Origin of the sequence: Micromonospora sp. WMMD1219, assembly GCF_049315215.1 — a bacterium.
In the GTDB taxonomy this organism is placed as follows: Bacteria; Actinomycetota; Actinomycetes; order Mycobacteriales; family Micromonosporaceae; genus Micromonospora; species Micromonospora tulbaghiae.
In genome coordinates, this window is record NZ_CP186057.1 from 1231017 (window position 1) to 1254432 (window position 23416).

The following is a 23416-nucleotide window of genomic DNA, read 5'->3' on the forward strand; positions in this document are numbered from 1 at the left end:
CGTCACCTTAACCAAGCCTCAGGGAGGCGTCACTCGCCCTGGTCGCCGAGCACGAGCACCCGCGCGTGGATCTGGTTGCGCTGCTGGAGCGCCGCGCGCAGCGCCCGGTGCAGGCCGTCCTCCAGGTAGAGGCCGCCGTTCCACTGGACGACGTGCGGGAAGAGGTCGCCGTAGAAGGTGGAGTCCTCCGCGAGCAGCTTGTCCAGCGCGAGTTCGCGCTTGGTGGTGATGAGCTGGTCAAGCCGCAGCGGGCGCGGCGGAATCTCGGCCCACTGCTTCAGCGTGAGGTTGTGCTCCGGGTAGGGACGCCCGTCCCGGACCGCCCTGAAGATCACGGCGTGCTCTCCTCCCCAGGCCAGGCTGACAATGTGGATGTCAGCCTAACCGCTCAGGTCCACCGTCCCCGCCGCACCACATCCTGCACCGGACGCCGCCCGCGGCGCAGCGACGGTGACCGGTGGTCGACGTCTCGATAACCGACTGTGATCGCACCGATCGGGTGCAGTTCCGGCGGTACCCCGAACGCCTCCCGGTACGCCCCGATGCGCTGCGGCGGAATGCCGAAGAAGCAGGCGCCCAGTCCTTCGTCCACGGCGGTGAGCAGCATCAGCAGGGCCGCGAAACCGGTGTCCACGTACCAGTAGGGCACCGGCCAGCGCTCCTCGGCGCGGTCCGACCAGCCCTTGTCCGCCTCGGCGTAGCGGTCCAGGTAGGCGTCACGGTTGGCGTGCGGCACCACGATCAGCGGCGCCCGGCGCATCCCGGCCAGCCAGCGTTCCCGGCCGCCGCCACCCGGTGTGGTCGCGGCCCAGAACCGTTCCCGGTCCTCGGGTTCCTCCAGCACCAGGAAGCCCCAGCCCTGCGAGAACCCGGCCGACGGGGCCCGGACGGCGTGGTCCAGCAGCCGGTCCACCACCTCCGGCGGCACCGGCCGGTCGGGGTCGTAGTTGCGCACCATCCGGCGGCGCCGGACGACCTCGGCGAACTCCACGCTCAGACCTCCGGGCGGACGCCCCAGGCGCCCCGCCAGGTCTGCCCCGGCTCCAGCATGATCAGATCCTTGCCGGAGCGGAACGCGTCGGGCGGGCAGGTCATCGGCTCCACCGCCACGGACCGGCGGTGCCGTTCCCCGCCGAGCGTGTCGCCGGTGAACACCTGCCACCAGCCGAACTCGCGGTCCGCCCAGATCCGCAGCCCGGACGAGTCGTCCGGCGCGCTGAGCACCACCGCCGAGCCGCCGTCGGCGTCCCGCTCGACGTCACCGAACGCGGTGTCGAGGACCAGGTCGCCGATCGGGCGCGGGCTGGTGAAGTCGAACTCGGAGCCGGTCACCTCCGCGGCGGCGACCGGCAGCAGGCGGCTGTCCACCAGCACCCGGCGCCGGGCCGGCAGGTGCAGCCGCAGCTCGTCCACGCCGACCTTGGGCAGTTGCAGATAGGGGTGGACGGAGAAGCCGAACGGCGCGGGCTCGTCGGACAGGTTCGTCGCCTCGTGCTCGGCCCGCAGGCCGTCCGGGCCGACGCTCCACCGGGCCCGCAGCCGCAGCGCCCACGGGTAGCCGGGGCTCGGCGGCAGGTCGTAGCCGATGGTCACGCTGTCCGCCGACTGCTCGATCGGCTGCCACCGCACCCAGTTCACCAGGCCGTGCAGGGCGTTGTGCCGCTCCGGCTCGGTGAGGTCGAGCTGCAACGACCGCTCCCCGACCGTGTAGACGCCGTCCCGGATGCGGTTCGGCCAGGGCGCCAGCACCTGCCCGGCCGAACCGGGGCAGACCTCGTCCTCGGCGTACCCGTCGAGGTGGTCCACCCCGTCGTAGCGGTAGGCCCGCAGCCCGCCGCCCACCTCGACCACGACGGCCTCGTGGCCGTCGGCCGCGATGGTCCACTGTGTACCGGACGGTGGCTGCACGTCGATCCCCATGTCGGCGACCCTACCGTCAGCGGCGCTCCTCGGCGGGGGTGGTCGAGCGATAGCGCAACAGCGCCGGGAACGCCACCACCAGCACCACCGCGAGCACGGCGGCAGCCAGGCCGCCACCGACCATGGCGAAGCCGGTGCCGAATCCGGCGGCCATCGCACCGGCGCGCAGATCGCCCAGGCGGGGGCCGCCGGCCACCACCACCGTGTTCACGCCCTGGAGACGCCCACGCATCCGGTCCGGCGCGTAGACCAGCAGCATCGACTGGCGCAGCGTGGCGCTGACCAGGTCGGCGGCACCGGCGACGCCCAGCAGCACCACTGCGACCCACAACTGCCCGGCCAGCCCGGCGAGCGCGATCGCCACGCCCCAGCCGACCACCGCCACGGTGAGCGCGAGGCCCTGGCGGCGGACCCGGCCGATCCACCCCGAGGTCAGGCCGCCGAGCATCGCGCCGATGGCGATGGAGCTGTAGAGCCAGCCCACCGCCGAGGCACCGCCGAAGCGTTCCTGCGCCAGCTCCGGGAACAGCGCCCGCGGCATGGCCAGGATCATCGCGATCAGGTCGATGGCGAAGGAGAGCAGCAGCACCCGCGTGGTCGCCAGATAGCGGAAGCCGTCGACGATGCTGGCGAACCCGGCCTTGCGCACGCCGCCGTCCGGGTCCGGCGACGGCGGCATCGCGGGCAGGCGCAGCGTGGCCCAGAGCGACGCGGTGAACAGCAGCGCGTCCGCCGCGTACGCGATGGGCAGCGCCACCCCGACCTGCCAGGCGGCGAAGATCAGCCCGGCGGCGAGCGGGCCGAAGACGGCGGCGGCGGTGAACGTGGTGAAGTTCAGCGTGGTGGCCGCCGGGACCAGCTCGGCCGGCACGAGCCGGGGCAGGATCGCGCTACGGGCCGGCGAGGTGATCGCGAAGGCCGTCGACTGGAGGGCGACCAGCAGCAGGAGCAGCAGCGGGCTGCGCGCGCCGGCCAGCGACTGCACGAGCAGCCCGAGCGTCGAGGCCCAGAGCACGCAGCCGCCGACGAGCAGCACCCGGCGGCGGTCCCGGGCGTCGGCGACCGCGCCGCCCCACAGCCCGAACACCAGCAACGGTACGAAGCCGGCGATGCCGAGCAGGCCGACCCAGAGCGAGCCGCCGGTCAGGTCGAACATCTCCACCGGCACCGCCACGGCGGTGAACTGGAAGCCGAACATGGCGATCGCGTTGCCGGTCCAGACCCGCCGGTACGCGGGCACCCGCAGCGGGCGCAGGTCGATCGCCCAGCGGCTCGCGCCCCGCCGCCGGGCCGACGTGACGTCGGTCACGGTGCGAGCCGCTCGACGACGAAGACAGCGTCCCCGGTACGCCGGAAGCGCAGCCGGTCGTGCAGCCGGCTGGCCCGGCCCTGCCAGAACTCGACGGTCTCCGGCCGGACCCGGAACCCGCCCCAGTACGGCGGCGCGGGGATCGGGTCGACGTCGGCGAACCGCTCGGCCGCCGCCCGGTACGCCGCGTCGAGCGCGGCCCGGTCCGGCACCACCGTCGACTGGGCGCTGGCCCACGCCCCGAGCTGCGAGCCGCGCGGCCGGCCGGCGAAGTACGCCTCGGTCTCGGCGCGGTCCACCTGCTCGACCCGGCCGGTCACGATCACCTGCCGCTGCATCGGGAACCAGGGGAACACCAGGCTGGCCCACGGGTTCCCGGTAACCTCGGTGCCCTTGCGCGAGCCGTGGTTGGTGTAGAAGACGAAGCCCTCCGGGCCGTACCCCTTGAGCAGCACGGTGCGCCCGCTGGGCCGGCCCTCGGCGTCGGCGGTGCCGAGCACCATCGCGTTCGGCTCCGGCAGCGGATGGGCAACCGCGTCGGCGAACCAGCGGGCGAACTGGGTGTGCCAGTCCGGCGCCAGGTCCGTCTCGGTCAGGCCCAGGTCGGCCGCGTACTCGTTACGCATGCCGGCCGGGGCGGGTGTGTCGCCTGTCACTGTGGTAGTCCCTCTCCCGGGCGTACCGGCGTCCCCCGACGCTGGCCAGGCCCCGGTACCCAGTCTTCTCCTTCCCGAACGGGCGTCCACCGGCGGGGATGTCGCGTGGCGCACAGTGGCTGTGGGTCGCGCAGCGCGTTACCCACCGGGCAAGATGTTCCGAACCACATCCCTGAAGGGTCGCCTGAGCTGCGGGGCTCGATCAGCCCGCCCGGGCGCGCCGAGCCGAAGCCAGGAGACGACATGTCCGATTTCAAACCGGGCCTGGAGGGCGTCGTAGCCTTCGAGACCCAGATCGCCGAACCCGACCGCGCGGGGGGATCACTGCGCTACCGGGGCGTGGACATCGAGGACCTGATCGGCCAGGTCTCGTTCGGCAACGTCTGGGCGCTGCTGGTGGACGGCCGGTTCGGCCCGGGCCTGCCGCCGGCCGAGCCGTTCCCGGTGCCGGTGCACTCCGGTGACATCCGCGTCGACGTGCAGTCCGCGGTCGCCATGCTGGCCCCGTACTGGGGGCTCAACCAGCTTCTCGACATCTCCGACGAGCAGGCCCGCGAGGACCTGGCCCGGGTGTCGGTCACCGCGCTGTCCTTCGTCGCCCAGTCGGCACGCGGCCTGGGCCTGCCGGCCGTGCCGCAGAAGGAGATCGACAAGGCGGAGACCATCGTCGAGCGGTTCATGAAGCGCTGGCGGGGTGAGCCCGACCCGCGGCACGTCAAGGCCGTCGACGCGTACTTCATCTCGGCCGCCGAGCACGGCCTGAACGCCTCCACCTTCACCGCCCGGATCGTCGCCTCCACCGGCGCGGACGCCGCGGCCTGCATCTCCTCCGGCATCGGCGCGCTCTCCGGCCCGCTGCACGGCGGCGCCCCGTCCCGGGTGCTCAGCATGCTGGAGGCGGTCGAGCGCAGCGGCGACGCCGACGGGTACGTCAAGGGCGTCCTGGACCGCGGCGAGCGCCTGATGGGCTTCGGCCACCGGGTATACCGGGCCGAGGACCCGCGCGCCCGCGTGCTGCGGCGTACCGCCAAGGAGCTGGGCGCGCCCCGCTTCGAGGTCGCCGAGGCGCTGGAGAAGGCCGCGCTGGCCGAGCTCCAGGCCCGCCGCCCGGACCGCGTCCTCGCCACCAACGTCGAGTTCTGGTCGGCCGTGGTGCTGGACTTCGCCGAGGTGCCGGCGCACATGTTCACCTCGATGTTCACCTGCGCCCGGATGGGCGGCTGGTCGGCGCACATCCTGGAGCAGAAGAAGCTCCAGCGGCTGGTCCGGCCGTCGGCCACGTACGTCGGCCACGGCCCGCGCAAGCCGCAGCAGGTCGAGGGCTGGGACGCCATCCCGCACGGCGTCTGACGTCTCGCCCGGAGCCCCGTTCCCCAGCCGGTGGAGCGGGGCTCCGGCATCTCCGGGACCGGCACGCCGCGCATGTGGCGGACGCCTCACCGACCGGGGTGGGACAGCCCGCCGGACGTGCCCGGGCAGGTGCGAGGATGGCCGTGGCAGTGTCGCCGGAACGGGCTCGGACGCCCGCCGCCACGCGGCAGGACATCGTCCGCGCCCTGCCAGCTCACCTCTCGCCCATGCGGAAGGATCTTCAAGACCGTGGCTGACGCACCGACCATCCGGATTCCCGACGAGATCAGGCCCGCCGACGGACGATTCGGCTGCGGCCCGTCCAAGGTCCGTCCGGCCGCGGTCTCCGCCCTCTCCGACGTCGCCACCAGCTACCTGGGCACGTCGCACCGGCAGAAGACGGTCCGCGACCAGGTGGCCCGGCTGCGCCGCGGCCTGGCCGAGTTCTTCTCCCTCCCCGAGGGGTACGAGGTGGTGCTCGGCAACGGCGGCACCACCGCGTTCTGGGAGGTCGCCACGTTCGGCCTGATCCGCGACCGGGCCCAGTTCGCCAGCTTCGGCGAGTTCGGCGCCAAGTTCGCCAAGTCGGTCTCCGACGCGCCGTTCCTCGGTGAGCCGACCGTCCGCAAGTCCGACGCGGGCAGCGCCCCGGCGCTGGTGGCCGAGGCCGGCGTGGACGTCTACGCCACCCCGCACAACGAGACCTCCACCGGTGTCGCGGTGCCGATCAGCCGGGTCGCGGGCGCCGACGAGGGCTCGCTGCTGCTGGTCGACGCCACCTCCGGCGCGGGCGGGCTGGACGTGGACGTCGCCCAGACCGACGTCTACTACTTCGCCCCGCAGAAGTGCTTCGGCTCCGACGGCGGGCTGTGGCTGGCCCTGATGTCGCCGGCCGCGCTGGCCCGGGCCACCGAGGTCAAGGAGTCGGGCCGCTACATCCCGGCCTTCCTCGACCTGGTCACCGCGATCGACAACTCGCGGCTGGAGCAGACGTACAACACCCCGGCGCTGGCGACCATCTTCCTGGCCGCGGAGCAGACCGACTGGATGAACTCCCAGGGCGGGCTGGCCTGGGCGGCCAAGCGCACCGCCGAGAGCGCCGGCATCGTGTACGGCTGGGCCGAGCGCTCGTCGTTCGCCACGCCGTTCGTGTCGGACCCGGCGCTGCGGTCCAACGTGGTCGCCACCGTCGACTTCGCCGACGGGGTGGACGCGACGGCGATCGCCAAGGCGCTGCGCGCCAACGGCATCGTCGACACCGAGCCGTACCGCAAGCTGGGCCGCAACCAGCTTCGGGTGGCGCTGTTCCCGGCCGTCGAGCCGGCCGACGTCGAGGCGCTCACCGCGTCCATCGACTACGTGGTCGAGCGACTCTGATCACTTGGTCACGGTGCGTGGCCGTCGGGGCTCCGGCGGCCACCCACCGTGATCATTACCGCAGCTCAGTCACGACATGCCGGGGTGTCGCAGTCCCCATCGGCGGGTAGATGAGCGTACGGTGGTGCGAGACGCCCGGGTGGCCGGCTCCCGTGGCGTGACGGCCAGCGAAGCGGGACGGAGGCAAGCCCATGCGCCCAGTACGCTTCGTCGCCCTCTCCGAGGACGGCCAGGCCCTGGTGCTCGCCGACGAGGTGGGGCGCCTGCTGGCGCTGCCCATCGACGAGCGGATCGCGTCGGCGCTGCACGCCGAGCCGGGCGCCCCGCCGCTCGCGGTGGTGCCGAGCGCCACCGACCCGACGCCGTCGCTGTCCCCACGGGACATCCAGGCCCGGATCCGGTCCGGCGAGTCCGCGGAGGACGTCGCCCGCATCGCCGGTGTGCCGGTCGACCGGGTGCTGCGCTACGCCGGCCCGGTGCTCCAGGAGCGGGCCATGCTCGCCCAGCACGCCCGCCGCACCCGGCTCAAGGGCGCGGAGAAGCCGACCCCGCTGGCCGAGGTCGTCAACGGCCGGCTGGCCCAGCACGGCATCGACACCGAGAAGATCTCGTGGGACGCCTACCGCCGCGACGACGGCACCTGGCGGATCATCGCGACCTGGCCGTCCGGCAAGGCCACCGCGCAGGCGGTGTGGGACCTGGACAAGACCCGGCAGAACGTCGCCCCGCACGACGACATGGCGCAATACCTGTGCGCCGAGCGGCCCACGCCGATCCTCGGCCAGGAGCCGGCGCCGGAGCGGGGCGGCCACGCGCTGCCCGGCCCGTCGCGCGGTGAGCCGAGCCGGGGTGGGCACGGCCTGCCGGCCGCCTCCGACCACGCCCGTCCGGGGCGTGACCCGATCCGCGCCGGCCGGGACGCGCTGCTCGCCTCGCTGGACCGGCCGCTCGGCGGCACGTCCGGGCGGGGTCTCGACACCCGATCCCCGGCCGCGCTGGCCGGGCAGGAGGCGCCCCGTCAGCGGGCCGTCGCCGGTGGTGCCGCCGCGCTGCTCGGTGGTGGGCAGGGTTCGGCCTTCGACGACGACTCGGACGCGCCGAAGGAGATCCCCGCCGTACCCTCGCTGGCCGTGCTGCGGCCCCGTCGCACCGGCCCCGCGGCGGCGACCGGCGGTGCGGCCGCCGAGTCCACCGACGCCGGCGGCAAGCCGCGCAAGCGGCTGCCGAGCTGGGACGACGTGCTGTTCGGCACCGGCCCGGCGGCCCGCGAATCGTCCTGATCCATCGCTCCACCCTGGCTCGTCGGCAAGGCACTTGAAGTGCCGGCGTGCCAGGGTGGAGGCATGGAGTACACGAACCTGGGACGCACCGGTCTGTCCGTGAGCCGCCTCTGCCTCGGCACGATGAACTTCGGTCCGCAGACCGACGAGCCGGACAGCTTCGCCATCATGGACCGGGCGCTCGAACACGGGATCAACTTCTTCGACACCGCGAACGTCTACGGCTGGAAGCTCGGTGAGGGCGTCACCGAGCACATCGTCGGCCGCTGGTTCGCGCAGGGCGGCGGGCGCCGCGACAAGGTCGTCCTCGCCACCAAGGTGTACGGCAAGATGGGCGAGTGGCCCAACGAGCAGGGCCTGAGCGCCCGGCACATCATCCGGGCCTGCGAGGACTCGCTGCGCCGGCTCCAGACCGACACGATCGACCTCTACCAGATGCACCACATCTCCCGGACCACGCCGTGGGAGGAGATCTGGCAGGCGATGGAGACGCTCGTCGCCCAGGGCAAGGTGATCTACGTCGGCTCGTCCAACTTCGCCGGCTGGCACATCGCCCAGGCGCAGGCCGCCGCCGGACAGCGCAACTTCCTCGGCCTCGTCTCCGAGCAGTCGATCTACAACCTGCTGACCCGACACGTCGAACTGGAGGTCGTCCCGGCCGCCCAGCACTACGGGCTGGGCATCATCCCCTGGTCGCCGCTGCACGGCGGGCTGCTCTCCGGCATCATCCGCAAGATGGCCGAGGGCAGCGCGGCGCGCGGCACCACCGGCCGCTCGGCCGACGCGCTGGCCGAGCACCGGAACACCATCGAGGCGTACGAGAAGCTCTGTGCCGACCTCGGCCACGACCCGGCCGACGTGGCGCTGGCCTGGCTGCTGTCCCGCCCGGGCGTGACCGCCCCGATCGTCGGCCCGCGCACCATGGACCAGCTCGACCGCAACCTGGGTGCCCTCGACGTCCACCTGGACGAGCCCACCCTCACCCGCCTCGACGAGCTGTTCCCGCCCGTGGGCAACGGCGGCCCCGGCCCCGAGGCCTGGGCCTGGTAAACCCCGGCCCTGCGCCCCTCGCCCTCACCCCTCGCCCTCGCCCCGTTGATCTTGCACTTTGCGCCCCCGCTCGGGGCGGTTCGGGTGTTTTGCCCGGGCACAAACTGCAAGATCGCGGGCGAGGGAGAGGGCGGAGGGAGAGGGCGGGGCGGGGGCGGGCTAGAGGGGCCAGGTGGTGACTCGGGTGTGGCGGGTGGGTGGGCCTGGGTTGCTGTGGACCAGGGTCAGGCGGTCGGCGGGCCAGTCCGGGCCGGAGTAGTCGCCCAGGGTCGCCAGGTCGGCGCGGAGGTCGGACTCGGGCACCCGGTCGCCGGGGCGGGCGACGGTCAGGTGTGGCCGGAACGGCTTGTCGTCGCAGGGCAGCCCGGCCTCGCGCAGCCCGTCGCGGATCGACCGGGCGAGCGCGTCGAGCGCCTCGACCTCGCCGCGCACGTCCACCCAGAGCACAGTGGACCTGCCCGAACCGAAACTGCCGCCACCGGCGAGGCGTAGCCGCGGGGAGCGGCCCGACCGGGCGGCCGAGGCGAGCGCCGACTCCACATCGGGCAGCCGGACGTCCGGCACCTCACCGAGGAAGGCGAGCGTGAGGTGCAGGTTCGCCGGGTCGGCGAGCCGGGCGTGGCGGGCGGACGCGACCCGCAGGCCCTTGATCCGGGCGGTCAGGTCCGCGACCGCCACGGCAGGCGGGTAGATCGCCGCGAAGAGACGCACCCGGTCAGCGGTGCCGCTGGTGGTGCGCGGCGCGGGCGGCCGGCAGGGTCAGCCCGGCGGCGTGCAGCAGCCCTTCGACGCGTACCCGTTCGATCTCCCGGTCGACGCCGTCCAGCTCGGCCAGGTGTTCGGCGATGCCGAGCGCGTGGCAGGCGGCGCGCAGCCGTTCGTCGTACGCCTCGATGACCGCGCCGTGCCACACCACGCTGCGGTCGGCGGCGGCGAGCCGGTGCCCGCCGAGCCGGCGCAGGTCGGTGGCGAGTTGTTCCAGCGGGCGGCGGCCGTCCTTGTCGAACTCGGTGAGGTCGATGTCGCGGGTCAGCGCCTCGGCCTCGATGGCCCGGTCGAGCCGCGCGATGGTGCGGCGTTCCCGTCGCTGCTCCCGCCACTCGGCCCATCCGCAGGCGACCCGATCGATGATCTCGTCGGCGCAGAACAGCAGCGCGAACAGGGCAGGCAGGCAGCAGACGGCGAGGATCGCCAGCGCCAGCAGCAGTCCCTGCCCCACTTCCACACATCGACGCTAAGCCCTGCCGCACCGGCCCGCCACCCGTTTGGGTAATCGGGCCGGTACGACCGGCTATCGGCGTTACTTGGCGCCGGGCGACACCACGTAGAAGCGGGGCATCGGCAGCACCCGCATGCGCAGCCGGGCGCCGGAGCGGCGCAGCTGCCAGGTGAGCGCCAGCAGCGCGGCGGTGAGCGAGATCAGACCGCCGGCCCAGATGCTCGCGCCCGCGCCGTACGTCTCGGCGACCCAGCCGATCAGCGGCGCGCCGACCGGGTTGGTGCCCAGGAACACCAGCACCCACAGGGCCATCACCCGTCCCCGGAAGGCGGCGTCGACACCGAGCTGGACGCGCTGGTTGGCGGCCTGGGCGAAGTAGATCATGAAGAACCCGGCGGGCAGCAGCAGCGTCACGACCAGCCAGTACGCCGGGGCGAGCCCGACGAGCGTGCCGAAGACGGCGCAGCCGATCGCGGCACCGAGCACGAGCCAGACCGAGGGCCGGCTGCGCCGTCCGGTGCCGGCCAGCGCCCCGACCAGCGCACCGGCCGCGAGCGCGGTGCTGAACAGGCCGAACGAGGCGGCGCCGGTGTTGAACACGGTCTTCGCGAGCGCGGCGAGGGTGAGCTGGAAGTTGAACAGGCTCATCCCGATCACCGACATGAGGACCATCGGCAGCAGGATGTCGGGGCGTCGTGCCACGTACCGGAGGCCGTCGACCACCCGGGCCTGGTCCCGCTCGCCGACCGGCGGCAGTTCCTTGCGGTGCAGCTCGTCGGTACGCATCCGGACCACGTTCACCAGCGGGGCGATCGAGCTGAGCGCGGTGACCAGGAAGACCGGGCCGACGTCGACGACGGCGATGGCCAGGCCGGCGACGGCCGGGCCGACGATCCGGGCGGAGTTGAACACGGCCGCGTTGAGCGAGAGCGCGTTCGGCAGCAGCGGCATGCCGACCAGCTCGGAGACGAACGCCTGCCGGACCGGCGTCTCGACCGCGTTGGACACGCCGAGCAGGGCGGCGAACGTGAAGACGTGCCAGAGCTGCACCAGGCCGGTGAGGACCAGGATGCTCATGGCCAGCGCGAGCACGGTCCAGAACGCGTTGGCGACGAAGAGCAGCATCCGCTTGTCGTAGCGGTCGGCGAGCCGGCCGGACAGCAGCGTGAGCAGGAGTACGGGCGTGAACTGCAACGCGGTGACCACGCCGAGCGCGGTCGCGGAGTTGTCGCTGAGCTCGAGGACGAGCCAGTCCTGGGCGATGAACATCATCCAGACGCCGATCAGTTTGATCAGCTGTCCGGTGGCGAAGAGCCGGTAGTTACGGACTCGTAGGGACTGGAACATCGTGCTCAGCTTGGCCTGCACTCTAGGTGCGCCTCCTTGCGTCGGTACGCTTCATCCACAGCTGACGAAGCGAACCGCGGGCGGCGGTGTCAGGCGCGAGCGATGCCCTGGAGGATCTCCGCGGCACGCCGTAGCGTTTCGCGTTCGTCCTCGGTCAGCGCGGCCAGCCGGGTGGCCAGCCACTCGTTGCGGGCCCGCTCGAACTGGTCGAGTACGGCCCGTCCCCCTTCGGTCGCCGCCAGGATGACCTGCCGTCCGTCGGTCGGATGGGGAGTGCGCTGCACGAGGCCGCGCTCCTCCAACTTCGCGACGATCTTCGTCATCGTGGGCGGCTGCACCCGTTCGACATCAGCCAGTTCCCGTGGCGTGAGGGCGCCCGCCAGATTGAGGCTGGTGAGCGCCGACAGCTGGGTGACCGTGAGGTCGCCGACCGGCCGGGCCTGTCGGACCCGCCGGTTGAGCCGGGTGATCGCATCTCGCAGCTGAGGCGCCAGCTGCGCCGGTGGCACGCGTTTCGCCGTCACCGTCCGCTCCGTCACACTCGTTAGCTTAACTAATGAGCCTGGCTAACGACATGCGTTATGACCAGGCTCACCAGCGTCAGAGCAACACGGACTCGACCGGCCCGCGCAGGAAGTACACGATGAACAGCACGGCGACCCCGTACAGGAGCGGGTGGACCTCGCGGGCCTTACCCTTGGCCACCTTCAGCAGCACGAAGCTGATCACGCCGGCCCCGATGCCGTTCGAGATCGAATAGGTGAACGGCATCAGCGCGATGGTGAGGAACGCCGGGATGGCGATCTCGTAGTCGGTCCAGTCGATAGTGCGGACCGCCGTCATCATCAGGAAGCCGACCACCACCAGCGCCGTCGAGGCGGCCTCGAACGGCACGATCAGCGACAGCGGCGCCAGGAACATGGCGAGCAGGAACAACCCGCCGGTGACCAGGTTGGCCACACCGGTCCGGGCACCCTCCGCGACACCTGCGGCGCTCTCGATGTACGAGGTGTTGCTGGACACCGAGGCCGCGCCACCCGCGGCGGCGGCGATCGAGTCGACCAGCAGGATCTCCTTGGCCTTCGGCGGGGTGCCCGTCTCGTCGAGCATGTCCCCTTCCTGGCCGATCGCGACCATCGTGCCCATGGTGTCGAAGAAGTCCGTGATCAGCAGCGTGAAGACGAACATCAGCGGCACCAGCCAGCCGACCCGGCTCCACGAGTTCAGTACGTTGAACTGGCCCAGCAACGACAGGTCGGGCAGGTCCACGATCTGCTTGGGCAACTCGGGCACGTTCAGCGCCCAGCCCTTCGGGTTCGGCTTGCCGTCGACGAAGGACGGGCCGATGTTGGCGATCGCCTCGACCACGATGGCCAGCACGGTGGAGGCCAGGATGCCGATCAGGATCGCGCCCCGGACCCGGCGGACCACCAGGACCAGGGTGACCAGCAGGCCGACCACGAAGACCAGCATCGGCCAGCTCGCGATCTTGCCGCCGATACCCAGCTCGACCGGCACCGTCGTGTCCGCCACGTCCGGAATGCGGCGGACGAAGCCGGCGTCCACGAGGCCGATGATGGTCAGGAACAGACCGATTCCGACGCCGATCGCGGTCTTGATCTGGGTCGGCACCGCGCGGAACACCGCCGTACGCAGGCCGGTGAGCACCAGGATGCCGATCAGGACACCCTCGATGACCACCAGGCCCATCGCGTCCGCCCAGGTCATCAACGGCGCGATTTCCTTGGCGACGAGCACGTTCACGCCCAGGCCGGCGGCGAGCGCGATCGGGAACCGGGCCACCACACCCATCAGGATGGTCATCACACCGGCCACCAGCGCGGTCGCCGCCGCCAGCGCCGGGATGGCCAGGGTGTTGTCGAACTTGTCCTCTGCGCTGCCGAGGATCAGCGGGTTCAACACCACGATGTACGCCATCGTGAAGAACGTGGCGAAGCCGCCTCGCAGCTCCCGGCTCAGCGTCGACCCGCGCGCCGAGATCAGGAAGAAGCGGTCGAAGGCGTTTCGTGGGTGCGCGGGATCGGGCGGCGTGCCGTGATCCGGCGGCGGAGCAATGGACATGGGGTCCTCATCTAGGTCATCGGCCGGGTTTTGTCGCGCGCATCGTCCCAGATCACCTGGCGGACAGGGAAGAACGATCACGTACGCTGGGCCGGTGTCACAGGAGCAACAGCCGCGGCCGGAGCCGCTCGACCCGCCGATGGTGCCGTTCGCCGTCGCCGGGCTGATCGCCTGGGCGGTGGCCGGCCTGGTGCTACTGGTCTTCTTCCGGGACTGGCTCACCGAATCCGGGCGTCAGAACTGGCTCTGGACCTGCCTGGCCGGTTTCCTGTGGGGCTTTCCCGGCCTCGCGGTGATGATGCGGCACGACGCCAACCGGCGTCGCCGGCGCGCGGCTGCCGCGCAGCGACAGCGCTGACCCGTCAGGGGTGGCCGTACGGCTCCGCCGGCTCGGCCGCCTCCACCGAGCCCGGGGCCCGGCTGACGGTCATCGCCTCGACCGCGCTGTCGTCGTAGACGGTGGGCAGTTCGTCGACGGGCGTCTCGGCCGACTCGATCATCGTTTCCGAGTGCGCGCCGCACCCGTGGTCGGCGCTCACCACGCGGCCGTCGTCCGGGGCGTAGAAGTTGCCGCAGGCGCCGAACGCCAGGCGCAGCGAACCGGCGAGCGGCAGGTAGAAGCCGCAGGTGCCACAGCGGGCGGCGGCCGGCGCGGCGACCGAGATCGCGGCGTCCGGGCCGTGGTCGCCGTCGTACCAGCGCTGGGCGGCCTCGGCGCGGCCCTCGCGGGACAGCACCCGGGGCCGGCCCAGGCCCAGCTCCCAGGCGGTCTCCTCCACTGCCGGGTCGTCGGAGAGCAGGTAGCCGGGGGCGAGCCGCTCGTCGTCGGCCGGGGTGGGCAGCAGATCGCCCGGGCCCAGGTCGCCCGGCTTGAGCCGCTCCTGCCAGGGCAGCCAGCCGGGAGCGAGCAGCGCGTCCGGGCCGGGCAGCAGCACCGTCTCGCAGATCGTGACGTGCCGGCTGCGCGGCACCCGGGTCACCGTGACGGCCCAGCGCCAGCCGCGGTAACCGGCCATCCGGCATTCGAAGTAGTGGGTGACGACCCGGTCGCCCTCGGCGACCGCCTGGAGATGATCACCGATGTCGGTGGGCTCCACCTCGGTGATCGCGTCGCGGGCCACCTCGACGGCGGCGGCGCAGACCTGGTCGAGCCGGGGAGCGCGGGCGGAGGCGGGCCTGGTCACCGGACCATTGTTCCCCATGCCCGTCCACGGGCGACAGGCACTCCCCGGAGTCATTCTCTCCGGGTGATGCGGCGCACGTGGAAAGGATGGGCGAGGATGGGACGCATGGCGCTGTCCTCCCGCTCCGGCCGCTCCTTCCTCGGGCGGACCGTCGGCACCGGCATCCGCGCCACCAGGCTGCTGCTGCGGGGCTCGCTGCACGGCGGGCGCTGGATGACCCGGCGGGCCGGCACTGCCCGGGCCCGCAGCGCCGGCAACGAGGTGGGCATGGTCCGCCTGTTCGACCTACACGCGCTCTCCTGCGCCGGTGACACGCTCATCGCGATCGGCCTGGCCGGGACGATCTTCTTCGACGTGCCGCTGGGCGAGGCGCGCAACAAGGTCGCCCTCTACCTGCTGGTGACCATGGTCCCGTTCGCCATGCTCGCCCCGGTGGTCGGCCCGCTGCTCGACCACTTCCGCCACGGCCGGCGGTACGCGCTCGCCACCACCATGCTCGGCCGGGCGTTCCTGGCCTGGCTGATCTCCGACTACATCGGCGGCTTCGGGCTCTACCCGGCGGCGTTCGGCGTGCTCGCGCTCTCCCGGGCGTACGGGGTGGCCCGCTCGGCGGCGGTCCCCCGGCTGCTCCCCGAAGGGCTCGGGCTGTCCCAGGTCGGGGCGCGCGCGAGCGTCTACGGCACGGTGGCCGGGGCGCTCGTCGCGCCGATCGGGCTGGCCGCGTTCTGGTTCGGGCCGCAGTGGCCGCTGCGGGTCGCCTCGGTGATCTTCCTGATCGGCATGGTGATCTCGCTGCGGCTGCCGCCGAAGGCCGACTCCGAGCCGCCGGAGCGGATGCCGCACCCGCTGCGCGCGATGCGCCGCCGCGACGGCGAGCGCCCGCTGGGCCGGGGCCGCCCCAGCGGCCGGCTGGTGATCGCCACGCTGATCGGCGCGGCGGCGCTGCGCGGGCTCTACGGCTTCCTGCTGCTGTTCCTGGCCTTCGCGATCAAGGCCGGTGACCTGACCACCGACTTCTTCGGCCGCGACCTCGGCGCCCAGGGCGCGCTGGGCCTGGTCGGCGGCGCGCTGGCGGTCGGCACGTTCCTGGCCACCGCGATCGGCACCCGTCTGCGCATCCACCGGCCGACAGCGCTCCAGTCCAGCGGCACGATCGTGGTGGCCGGTGTGGCGGTGCTCGCCGCGCTGAAGTTCTCGCTGCCCATGGTGGCGCTGCTCTGCCTGGTGGCCGCGATGATGAGCGGGATCGCCAAGCTCGCCGTGGACGCCTCGATCCAGGAACGCATCCCGGAGCGGCTGCGCGCCAGCTCGTTCGCGCACTCGGAGACCGCGCTGATGCTGGCGTTCGTGGCCGGGGGCGGGCTCGGGCTGGTGCCGTTCACCGGGCTGATCGGCGTGACGGTCGCCGCCGCGGTGGCCGCGCTGGTGGCCGTACGCGGAGTGCTGGTCGCGGGCAAGCTGCGCGGTGAGCACCTGGTCGGCCGTCCGCTCGGCGACCAGGAGCTGGCGGCGGAGCAGGCCACCCGGGCCGAGGAACCGGCCGCCACCTCGTTCGACGATCCGGCGCCCACGTCACCGGCGCCCCAGCGTTCCGGCCCGCCGCCGGACGACGACGGGCTGGCCCCGCCCGGCTTCCACATCTACCGGCCGTCCTCATCGGTGGGCGGGCCCGGCGGCGTCGAGGACACCGAGCGGCGCGATCCCCGGGGGCCGGTGGCGTGACCGGTCTGCTCGTGGTCACGGCCGTACCGGCCGAGGCCGAGGCGATCCGTGCCGGCCTCGCCGCATCGACCGCACCGGCACCGCCGGACGGGACAGTGCCGCCGGACGTGACGGTGCTGCCGGTCGGGGTCGGCCCGGCCGTGGCCGGGGCCGCCACGGCACGGCTGCTGGCGCTGGCCGAGGCGGCCGGGCGGCCGTACCGGGCGGTGGTCAGCGCGGGCATCGCCGGCGGGTTCGCCGGCCGGGTCGCTGTGGGCGGGACGGTGCTCGCCGACCGCAGCGTCGCCGCCGACCTCGGCGCCGAGTCGCCGGCCGGTTTCATCCCGGTGGAGGATCTCGGCATGCCTCTCGAGCTGCTGGGCGGCGGCCGGACCGTGCTCGCCGATCCGGCCCTGCTGGCCCGTCTGCGCGCCGCGCTGCCGGGGGCCACGGTCGGCACGGTGCTCACCGTCAGCACGGTGACCGGCACCGCCGCCAGCACCGCGGCGCTCGCCGAACGGCACCCGGAGGCGGTGGCCGAGGCCATGGAGGGGTACGGCGTGGGGGTCGCCGCCGCCCAGGCCGGTGTGCCCTTCGCCGAGCTGCGGACCGTCTCCAACCCGATCGGCCCCCGCGACCGGAGCGCGTGGCGCATGCGCGAGGCGTTCGCCGCGCTCACCGCCGCCGCTGCCGCCCTCCACTGATCTTGTCCACCTGTGGACAAGCCTGTGGACAACCCGCCGGGCTGGGGACAGCGGAGCCTCAGACCGTGATGACGACCTTGGCGCGCGCGTGCTCGCCTTCGAGGTAGCGGACGGCGTCGGGCACGTCGTGCAGCGGGTAGGTGCGGTCGACGACGGGGGTGAGGCGGCCCGCCTCGGCGTGCTCGCGGAGCGCGTCGAGGTGCGCCCGGCCGGGTGAGGTGGCGAGGACGACGACGCGCTGCCGGACGAACGGCGCCGTCAGCCGTCCGCGGGCCAGCAGCCCGATCGGGCCGAGCAGGCTGCCGCCGCGGTAGACGCCGCCGCCGGAGAGCACGAGCGTCCCGGAAGGCGTCAGTGCCCGCCGCAACGCCGTGAGGGAGCGGTTGCCGACCAGGTCGAACACCACGTCGTGGCGGTCCCCCACGCGGGTGAAGTCGTCGCGGGTGTAGTCGACCACGTGGTCCGCGCCGAGTGAGCGGACCAGCGCGACGTTGCGGGTGCGGCACACGCCGGTCACGGTCGCGCCGAGCGCCTTCGCGAGCTGGACGGCGAGCGTGCCGACGCCGCCCGACGCCCCGTTGATCAGGACGCGGTGACCGGGCCGGACCTGCCCGGCGTCGCGCAGCCCCTGGAGCGCGGTGACGCCTGCCAGCGGCAGGGCCGCCGCCTGCGCCGGCGCCAGGTTCGCCGGCCGCGGCGCGACCAGGTGCTCGGGTACGCGCACGTACTCGGCGAACGCGCCGTCGGCCTCGCCGAGGTCGCCGAAGACGGCGTCGCCGGGGCGTACCTGCCGCACCTGGGTGCCGACGGCCTCGACCCGGCCGGCGAAGTCGCGGCCACGGACGCGGGCCCGGGGCCGCCCGAGGCCGAGCGCCAGCCGCGACAGCCGGGGGTCGCCGCGCATGACGTGCCAGTCGTACGCGTTCACCGCGGCGGCCTCGACCCGGACGAGGACGTCACCGGGGCCGGGCTCGGGCGTCTCGACGTCGGCGAGCGTGAGTGTCTCCGGGGGGCCGTACCGGTCCTGGACGATCGCCTTCATGTCCCGCTCCCTCCCAGGTGTACGGCGTACACCGTGATGGGACCAGGCTAGGTGTACGCCGTATACCCGTCAAGGCGGTTACTGTGTCAACGGCCGCCGGGTGGACTGGGGACGACATGGCTGAGCAGGTGGAGACGGTGCGCCGGGCACCCCTGACCAGGGACCGCGTCCTGCGTGCCGCCGTCGCGCTCGCCGACCAGACCGGGATCGAGTCGCTCAGCATGCGCAACCTCGCGCAGGACCTGGGCGTCGTGCCGATGGCCCTCTACAAGCACGTCGCCAACAAGGACGAACTGCTCGACGGAATGATCGACATCGTCGTCGAGGAGATCGACCCGCCGGCCGCCGGCGACTGGAAGCAGGCGATCCGCCGGCGCGTCCTGTCGGCGCGACAGATGCTGCTCCGCCACCCCTGGGCGTCGCTGGCGATCGAGTCCCGGACCATGGCCACACCGGCCGTGCTCGCGTACCTCGACTCGACGGTCGGCGCGTTGCGGGCGGGCGGGTTCTCCACCGACCTGGCCCACCACGTCATGCACGCGCTGGGCAGCCGGGTGCTGGGCTTCAGCCAGGAACTGTTCGACGCCTCCCGCCAGGCCGGCCGGTCCGGTGCGACGGTGCCCGAGGCGCCGGCCGACCTGCCGCCGGAGGTGGCCGCCCGGTTCCCCAACCTCGCGGCCGTCGCCACCGCGGCGTCCCACGACGGCGACTCGGTCGTCGGGCCGGGCTGCGACGACCAGTACGAGTTCGAGTTCGCGCTGGACCTGCTGCTGGACGGCATCGAGCGGCTGCACCGGGACGGCTGGACGTCACACCGGACGGGGTGACGGGTCAGCCGGACGCCGGGGTTACGGTGGGACCGTGGCGCTCTCCCTGGCGATCTCCCCCTGCCCCAACGACACGTTCGTCTTCGACGCCCTGGTGCACGGGCGGGTGCCGGGCGCACCGGCGGTCGAGGTGACATACGCGGACGTCGACGTCACCAACACCGCCGCCGAGCGGGGGGCGTTCGACCTGGTGAAGGTCAGCTACGCCGCGCTGCCGTGGCTGCTCGACGACTACCACCTGCTGCCCTGCGGCGGCGCGCTCGGCCGCGGCTGCGGCCCGCTGGTGCTGACCCGGGGTGACCGGACCGACCTGTCCGGCGCGACGGTGGCGGTGCCCGGCGAGCGGACCACCGCGTACCTGCTGTTCCGCCTGTGGGCGGCCGACCAGGCCCCGGCGCGCATCGAGGTGGTGCCGTTCCACGAGATCATGCCGGGCGTGGCCGCCGGCCGGTACGACGCGGGTCTGGTCATCCACGAGGCGCGCTTCACCTACCCGCGGCACGGGCTGACCGCGCTGGTCGACCTGGGCGAGTGGTGGGAGGGCGACACCGGGCTGCCGATCCCGCTCGGCGCGATCCTGGCCCGCCGGGGCGCCGTCGACCCGGTCGAGGCCGCCGCCTGGATCCGCGAGTCGGTACGCCAGGCGTGGGCCGACCCGGAGGCCAGCCGGGAGTACGTCCTCGCGCACGCGCAGGAGATGGAGCCCGACGTGGTGGACCGGCACATCGGCCTCTACGTCAACGAGTTCACCGCCGACCTGGGAGAGGCCGGCGTCGCCGCCGTGGAGGCGCTGCTGGGCCGGGCCGCCGACGCCGGGCTCGTCCCTCAGACCTCCAGCTCGCGCGCCACCGCGTGGACCAGCTGAGCGATCTTCTGAGCGGTCTTCCGATCCGGGAAGCGACCCCGGCGCAGGTCCGGCTGGACCTTCGCCTCCAGCACCTTGATCATGTCTTCGACCAGGCCGTGGAGTTCCTCGGCCGGCCGGCGGCGCAGCTCCGCCACCGACGGCGGCGCCTCCAGCAGCTTGACCCCCATCGCCTGGGCGCCCCGCCGGCTGTCGACCACGCTGAAATCGACCCGCTGGCCACCCTTCAGGTCGGCGACACCCGCCGGTAGCGCGCCCTTCGGCAGGAACACGTCGCCACCCTCGTCACTGGTGACGAACCCGTACCCCTTGGCGGCGTCGTACCACTTCACTCGACCCGTCGGCACCTGTTGAACCCCGCTCCACTCGAACCGTCTACCCCTCCAAGGCTAGCCCGATGATCCGGTCCAGCGCCCTCGGGAATTCGACGAGATCATCAAGCACCAGGTACGCCCCGGCCTCGGTCAGTTCGGCGGCCGGGCACGGGCCGGTCGCCACTGCCACGCCCGGGATTCCCGCGGCCCGCGCGGCGGCCATGTCGGCCACGTGGTCACCCACGTAGAGCGTGGCGCCGTGCTCGCGCAACGCGACCGCCTTCTGCTCGGCGAACACGTCCCCGGCCAGCTCGTCCACCAGCAGCCCGAGGTGGTCCAGGTGCAGCTTCGCCAGCCGGCCCATCTTCGCGGTCACCACCATCGTCCGGCCGCCGCGCGCGTGCACCGCGCGCAACGCGGCCTCCGCACCGGGCATCGGCACGGTCGGGGTGATCGCGTACGCCGGATACAGCTCCCGGTAGAGCGTCACCGCCTCCTCCACCCGCTCCGGCGGGAACCAGTGCGCCAGCTCGGTACGCAGCGGCGGGCCCAGCCGGGACACGGCCAGTTCCCCGTCCACGTGCACGCCCGTGCGCGCGGTCAGTGCCCGGAACGCGGCGGCGATCCCGGGCCGGGAGTCGACCAGGGTCATGTCGAGGTCGAAGCCGACCATCAGCGGAGACATGCCGAGAACCTACCCAGCGGGCTAGCGTGGTACGACGATGACCACCTCACTCGCCGACCACCTGCGGGCCCTCCCCGACGAGTCGCTTGCCGCCCTGCTCCAGCTGCGGCCCGACCTCGTCGTGCCGGTGCCGGCCGACGTGTCCGCCCTCGCCCTGCGCGCCCAGTCCCGGGTCTCCGTGGCCCGGGCGCTCGACGGGCTGGACCAGTTCACCCTCCAGATACTCGACGCCGCCCGGCTCACCCGGAGCCCCGAGGGCGCCACCTCCACCGACCAGATCCTGGCCATGGCCACCGCCGGGCCGCAGCCGCCCGCACCGACGGCGGTCCGCGCCGCCGTCGACCGGCTCCGGGCCCGGTTCCTGCTGTACGGCCCCGAGCACGACCTGTGCGTGGCCGGCGGCATCGACGAGGTGTCCCCGTACCCGGCGGGGCTGGGTCGGCCGGCGGCGGAGCTGGACCCGCGCGCGGCGGCGCTCTGCGCGGACCCGGCGAAGCTGCGGCGGACGCTGCTGTCCGCGCCGCCCTCGGCCCGGGCGGTCCTGGACCGGCTCGCCGCCGGGCCGCCGGTCGGGACCGTCGCGCCCGGTGCGCTGGAGGCCCCCGCCACCGGCGCCGAGGACGTGCTGCCACCCGACCTGGTCAACGGCGGAGCGCCGACCGGTTCCCCGATCCGCTGGCTGGTCGAGCACCGGCTCCTGGTCCGGATGTCCGGCGGCCGCAACGGCACCGTCGAGCTGCCCCGCGAGGTGGGGCTGGTGCTGCGCCGCGACGCCGGTCCGCTCGGCCCGCTGCGCACCGGCCCGCCGGTGGTGTCCGGCCCGCCGCGAGAGGTCAAGTCCGTCGACTCGGCCGGGGCCGGGCAGACCATGGAGGTGGTCCGGCACACCGAGGCGATGCTGGAGGCGCTGACCGCGGAACCGGCACCGGTCCTGCGTTCCGGTGGCGTCGGCGTACGCGACCTGCGGCGGCTCGCCCGTGGTCTCGGGCTGGACGAGCCGACTACCGCGCTGCTGTTCGAGGTGGCGTACGCGGCCGGGCTGACCGGCGAGATGGAGCTGACCGGTGCGGCCACCACCCGGTACGGCGGCGACCAGCAGATCCTGCCCACCGGCGGGTACGAGGTGTGGCGTGCGGTGTCGCTGGCCCAACGCTGGGAGCAGCTCGCCCGCGCCTGGATGTCGATGCCCCGCCAGGCCGGCCTGATCGGGCAGCGCGACGACCGGGACCGGCCCATCTCGGTGCTCTCCGCCGAGGCGGAACGGGCCGGCGCGCCGGCCGCCCGGCGCGCGGTGCTGGCCGTGCTGGCCGACCTGCCGCCCGGAACCGCGCCGACCACCGACGAGGTGCTGGAGCTGCTGGACTGGCGCGCGCCCCGGCGGGCCCGGGGGCGTGAGGCGGCGCACCGGGAGGTGCTCGCCGAGGCCGCCACGCTGGGCGTGACCGGGCTCGGCGCACTCACCTCGTACGGGCGGCTGCTGCTCGCCGAGCTGACCGAGGCCGACGAGCGCGGGGACGACCCGCTCGGGCTGCGCTCCGACGCCGAGTCGGGCGACGCGTCGACGACCGTACGGGCGCTGGACGGGCTGCTGCCCGCACCGGTCGACCACGTACTGGTGCAGGCCGACCTGTCGGTGGTGGTGCCCGGCCCGCCCGACCCCGCGCTCGCCGCCGAGCTGGACGTGGTGGCCGAGCACGAGTCGGCGGGCGGAGCCAGCGTGCACCGGGTCACCACGGCGAGCATCCGGCGGGCGCTCGACGCCGGCTACACCGCCGACGACCTGCACGCGCTGTTCCGCCGCCGGTCGCGTACCCCGGTCCCGCAGGGCCTGACCTATCTGGTCGACGACGTGGCCCGCAAGCACGGCGGGCTGCGCGTCGGGTCGGCCGGCGCGTACGTGCGCAGCGACGACGAGGCGCTGCTCACCGAGGTGCAGGCGGACCGGCGACTGGAGCCGCTGGCGTTCCGCCGGCTCGCGCCCACGGTGCTGGTCACCCCGTACCAGGTCAACCGGATGCTCACCGCGCTGCGCGACGCCGGGTACGCCCCGGTGCCCGAGGACGCCAGCGGAACGATGGTGCTGGCGCGGACGAAGACCCGGCGGGCACCGGCCCGTACCGCGATCGGCCGTGCGGTGGATCCGCTCGCCACGCCGAAGCTGCCGATGCCCCGCCTGCTCGGCGTGGTGGAGCAGATCCGCCGGGGCGAGGCGGCGGCCCGGGCGGCACGGCGGGCCCCGGCGGTGGTCCGCGGCGCCCCGGCGACGACGGGTGGTCCCACCCCCGTATCCGGGCACGGCGACGCGCTGGCGGTGCTCCAGCAGGCGGTACGGGACAAGGCGCTGGTCTGGGTGGGCTACGTCGACGCACACGGGGCGACCGCGTCCCGGCTGGTCCGCCCGGTGTCCATCGGCGCCGGCTACCTGCGCGCCGAGGACGACCGGACGGAGATGCTGCACACGTTCGCGCTGCACCGGATCACGGCCGCCGTGCTGGAGGAGTGAG

The 23416-nt window shown here is 73.5% G+C and carries 24 protein-coding genes; 10 read left to right on the forward strand and 14 right to left on the reverse strand.

Features of this window, described 5'->3' with window-relative positions:
- Positions 1-29 precede the first annotated feature (29 nt).
- From ACN27C_RS05855 to pdxH, 5 genes are read right to left on the reverse strand one after another with little or no spacing between them, the layout of a single operon-like run.
- The gene (locus tag ACN27C_RS05855) at positions 30-335 is read right to left on the reverse strand and encodes a type II toxin-antitoxin system VapB family antitoxin (RefSeq protein ID WP_013283726.1); all 306 of its coding nucleotides are present in this window, start codon (positions 333-335) and stop codon (positions 30-32) included.
- Between the two features lie 53 nt (positions 336-388).
- Complete coding sequence (locus ACN27C_RS05860; RefSeq protein WP_422750667.1) at positions 389-991, reverse strand: nitroreductase family protein; 603 nt, start codon at positions 989-991, stop codon at positions 389-391.
- A 2-nt stretch (positions 992-993) separates the two neighbouring features.
- Positions 994-1920, reverse strand: a complete 927-nt coding sequence (locus ACN27C_RS05865) for an aldose 1-epimerase family protein (protein ID WP_120571988.1) — start codon at positions 1918-1920, stop codon at positions 994-996.
- 16 nt (positions 1921-1936) lie between these two features.
- Positions 1937-3229, reverse strand: a complete 1293-nt coding sequence (locus tag ACN27C_RS05870; protein WP_121685968.1) for an MFS transporter — start codon at positions 3227-3229, stop codon at positions 1937-1939.
- Positions 3226-3855: a pyridoxamine 5'-phosphate oxidase gene (pdxH, locus tag ACN27C_RS05875; protein WP_205776143.1), complete on the reverse strand. Its 630-nt coding sequence runs from the start codon at positions 3853-3855 to the stop codon at positions 3226-3228. The genes ACN27C_RS05870 and pdxH overlap by 4 nt, the downstream gene beginning before the upstream one ends.
- 273 nt (positions 3856-4128) lie before the next feature.
- On the opposite strand from pdxH, the gene ACN27C_RS05880 reads away from it, so the two are divergent.
- The 4 genes from ACN27C_RS05880 to ACN27C_RS05895 all read left to right on the forward strand — a co-directional run bounded on the left by ACN27C_RS05880 (position 4129) and on the right by ACN27C_RS05895 (position 8942).
- Positions 4129-5235, forward strand: coding sequence for a citrate synthase 2 (locus tag ACN27C_RS05880; RefSeq protein ID WP_422750668.1), 1107 nt, complete (start codon positions 4129-4131; stop codon positions 5233-5235).
- Between the two features lie 249 nt (positions 5236-5484).
- Positions 5485-6612 carry a phosphoserine transaminase gene (serC, locus tag ACN27C_RS05885; protein ID WP_357827011.1) on the forward strand — a complete coding sequence of 376 codons (1128 nt, stop codon included), beginning with the start codon at positions 5485-5487 and terminating at the stop codon, positions 6610-6612.
- Positions 6613-6803: 191 nt separating this feature from the next.
- Positions 6804-7892, forward strand: coding sequence for a septation protein SepH (sepH, locus tag ACN27C_RS05890; protein ID WP_120571992.1), 1089 nt, complete (start codon positions 6804-6806; stop codon positions 7890-7892).
- A gap of 63 nt (positions 7893-7955) precedes the next feature.
- Positions 7956-8942: an aldo/keto reductase gene (locus tag ACN27C_RS05895; protein ID WP_120571993.1), complete on the forward strand. Its 987-nt coding sequence runs from the start codon at positions 7956-7958 to the stop codon at positions 8940-8942.
- Positions 8943-9101: 159 nt separating this feature from the next.
- On the opposite strand, the gene thpR is transcribed toward ACN27C_RS05895, so the two are convergent.
- The 5 genes from thpR to ACN27C_RS05920 form a co-directional block, all read right to left on the reverse strand.
- Positions 9102-9653 carry an RNA 2',3'-cyclic phosphodiesterase gene (thpR, locus tag ACN27C_RS05900; protein ID WP_422750669.1) on the reverse strand — a complete coding sequence of 184 codons (552 nt, stop codon included), beginning with the start codon at positions 9651-9653 and terminating at the stop codon, positions 9102-9104.
- Between the two features lie 4 nt (positions 9654-9657).
- Positions 9658-10167: a hypothetical protein gene (locus ACN27C_RS05905; RefSeq protein WP_013283716.1), complete on the reverse strand. Its 510-nt coding sequence runs from the start codon at positions 10165-10167 to the stop codon at positions 9658-9660.
- Positions 10168-10242: 75 nt separating this feature from the next.
- The gene (locus ACN27C_RS05910) at positions 10243-11529 is read right to left on the reverse strand and encodes an MFS transporter (RefSeq protein ID WP_358171143.1); all 1287 of its coding nucleotides are present in this window, start codon (positions 11527-11529) and stop codon (positions 10243-10245) included.
- Positions 11530-11597: 68 nt separating this feature from the next.
- The gene (locus tag ACN27C_RS05915; RefSeq protein ID WP_194798891.1) at positions 11598-12047 is read right to left on the reverse strand and encodes a MarR family winged helix-turn-helix transcriptional regulator; all 450 of its coding nucleotides are present in this window, start codon (positions 12045-12047) and stop codon (positions 11598-11600) included.
- Between the two features lie 61 nt (positions 12048-12108).
- Complete coding sequence (locus ACN27C_RS05920) at positions 12109-13590, reverse strand: NCS2 family permease (RefSeq protein ID WP_121686351.1); 1482 nt, start codon at positions 13588-13590, stop codon at positions 12109-12111.
- 94 nt (positions 13591-13684) lie between these two features.
- Between ACN27C_RS05920 and ACN27C_RS05925 the strand changes: the two genes are divergently transcribed.
- Complete coding sequence (locus ACN27C_RS05925) at positions 13685-13948, forward strand: DUF2530 domain-containing protein (RefSeq protein WP_047892542.1); 264 nt, start codon at positions 13685-13687, stop codon at positions 13946-13948.
- Between the two features lie 4 nt (positions 13949-13952).
- Here the strand turns inward: ACN27C_RS05925 and ACN27C_RS05930 are convergent, their stop codons facing one another.
- Positions 13953-14792 carry a DUF3027 domain-containing protein gene (locus ACN27C_RS05930; RefSeq protein WP_120571996.1) on the reverse strand — a complete coding sequence of 280 codons (840 nt, stop codon included), beginning with the start codon at positions 14790-14792 and terminating at the stop codon, positions 13953-13955.
- A gap of 87 nt (positions 14793-14879) precedes the next feature.
- Between ACN27C_RS05930 and ACN27C_RS05935 the strand changes: the two genes are divergently transcribed.
- Complete coding sequence (locus tag ACN27C_RS05935; RefSeq protein ID WP_047892540.1) at positions 14880-16496, forward strand: MFS transporter; 1617 nt, start codon at positions 14880-14882, stop codon at positions 16494-16496.
- A complete protein-coding gene (locus tag ACN27C_RS05940; protein ID WP_422750670.1) occupies positions 16493-17179 on the forward strand; it encodes a futalosine hydrolase in 687 nt (228 codons plus the stop codon). The genes ACN27C_RS05935 and ACN27C_RS05940 overlap by 4 nt, the downstream gene beginning before the upstream one ends.
- A 58-nt stretch (positions 17180-17237) precedes the next feature.
- Here the strand turns inward: ACN27C_RS05940 and ACN27C_RS05945 are convergent, their stop codons facing one another.
- Entirely contained in the window at positions 17238-18221 is a 984-nt protein-coding gene (locus ACN27C_RS05945; RefSeq protein ID WP_422750671.1) for an NAD(P)-dependent alcohol dehydrogenase, read from the reverse strand.
- Positions 18222-18337: 116 nt separating this feature from the next.
- Between ACN27C_RS05945 and ACN27C_RS05950 the strand changes: the two genes are divergently transcribed.
- The gene (locus tag ACN27C_RS05950; RefSeq protein ID WP_120572000.1) at positions 18338-19048 is read left to right on the forward strand and encodes a TetR/AcrR family transcriptional regulator; all 711 of its coding nucleotides are present in this window, start codon (positions 18338-18340) and stop codon (positions 19046-19048) included.
- 34 nt (positions 19049-19082) lie between these two features.
- On the forward strand, positions 19083-19913 hold the full coding sequence (locus ACN27C_RS05955; RefSeq protein ID WP_422750672.1) for a 1,4-dihydroxy-6-naphthoate synthase: 831 nt from the start codon (positions 19083-19085) through the stop codon (positions 19911-19913).
- Here the strand turns inward: ACN27C_RS05955 and ACN27C_RS05960 are convergent.
- Positions 19874-20260, reverse strand: a complete 387-nt coding sequence (locus ACN27C_RS05960) for a cold-shock protein (RefSeq protein WP_026267952.1) — start codon at positions 20258-20260, stop codon at positions 19874-19876. The genes ACN27C_RS05955 and ACN27C_RS05960 overlap by 40 nt on opposite strands.
- 28 nt (positions 20261-20288) lie before the next feature.
- Positions 20289-20912 carry an HAD family hydrolase gene (locus tag ACN27C_RS05965; RefSeq protein WP_422750673.1) on the reverse strand — a complete coding sequence of 208 codons (624 nt, stop codon included), beginning with the start codon at positions 20910-20912 and terminating at the stop codon, positions 20289-20291.
- A gap of 37 nt (positions 20913-20949) precedes the next feature.
- Between ACN27C_RS05965 and ACN27C_RS05970 the strand changes: the two genes are divergently transcribed.
- Positions 20950-23415 carry a helicase-associated domain-containing protein gene (locus ACN27C_RS05970; RefSeq protein ID WP_422750674.1) on the forward strand — a complete coding sequence of 822 codons (2466 nt, stop codon included), beginning with the start codon at positions 20950-20952 and terminating at the stop codon, positions 23413-23415.
- The last annotated feature ends 1 nt before the right edge of the window (position 23416 follow it).

Coding starts and splice junctions, on each gene's coding strand:
- ACN27C_RS05945 (WP_422750671.1), bottom strand. CDS start 18,221: ATGAAGGCGATCGTCCAGGACCGGTACGGCCCCCCGGAGACACTCACG.
- sepH (WP_120571992.1), top strand. CDS start 6,804: ATGCGCCCAGTACGCTTCGTCGCCCTCTCCGAGGACGGCCAGGCCCTG.
- ACN27C_RS05970 (WP_422750674.1), top strand. CDS start 20,950: ATGACCACCTCACTCGCCGACCACCTGCGGGCCCTCCCCGACGAGTCG.
- ACN27C_RS05965 (WP_422750673.1), bottom strand. CDS start 20,912: ATGTCTCCGCTGATGGTCGGCTTCGACCTCGACATGACCCTGGTCGAC.
- ACN27C_RS05950 (WP_120572000.1), top strand. CDS start 18,338: ATGGCTGAGCAGGTGGAGACGGTGCGCCGGGCACCCCTGACCAGGGAC.
- ACN27C_RS05880 (WP_422750668.1), top strand. CDS start 4,129: ATGTCCGATTTCAAACCGGGCCTGGAGGGCGTCGTAGCCTTCGAGACC.
- ACN27C_RS05930 (WP_120571996.1), bottom strand. CDS start 14,792: ATGGGGAACAATGGTCCGGTGACCAGGCCCGCCTCCGCCCGCGCTCCC.
- ACN27C_RS05895 (WP_120571993.1), top strand. CDS start 7,956: ATGGAGTACACGAACCTGGGACGCACCGGTCTGTCCGTGAGCCGCCTC.
- ACN27C_RS05865 (WP_120571988.1), bottom strand. CDS start 1,920: ATGGGGATCGACGTGCAGCCACCGTCCGGTACACAGTGGACCATCGCG.
- ACN27C_RS05920 (WP_121686351.1), bottom strand. CDS start 13,590: ATGTCCATTGCTCCGCCGCCGGATCACGGCACGCCGCCCGATCCCGCG.
- ACN27C_RS05935 (WP_047892540.1), top strand. CDS start 14,880: ATGGCGCTGTCCTCCCGCTCCGGCCGCTCCTTCCTCGGGCGGACCGTC.
- pdxH (WP_205776143.1), bottom strand. CDS start 3,855: ATGCGTAACGAGTACGCGGCCGACCTGGGCCTGACCGAGACGGACCTG.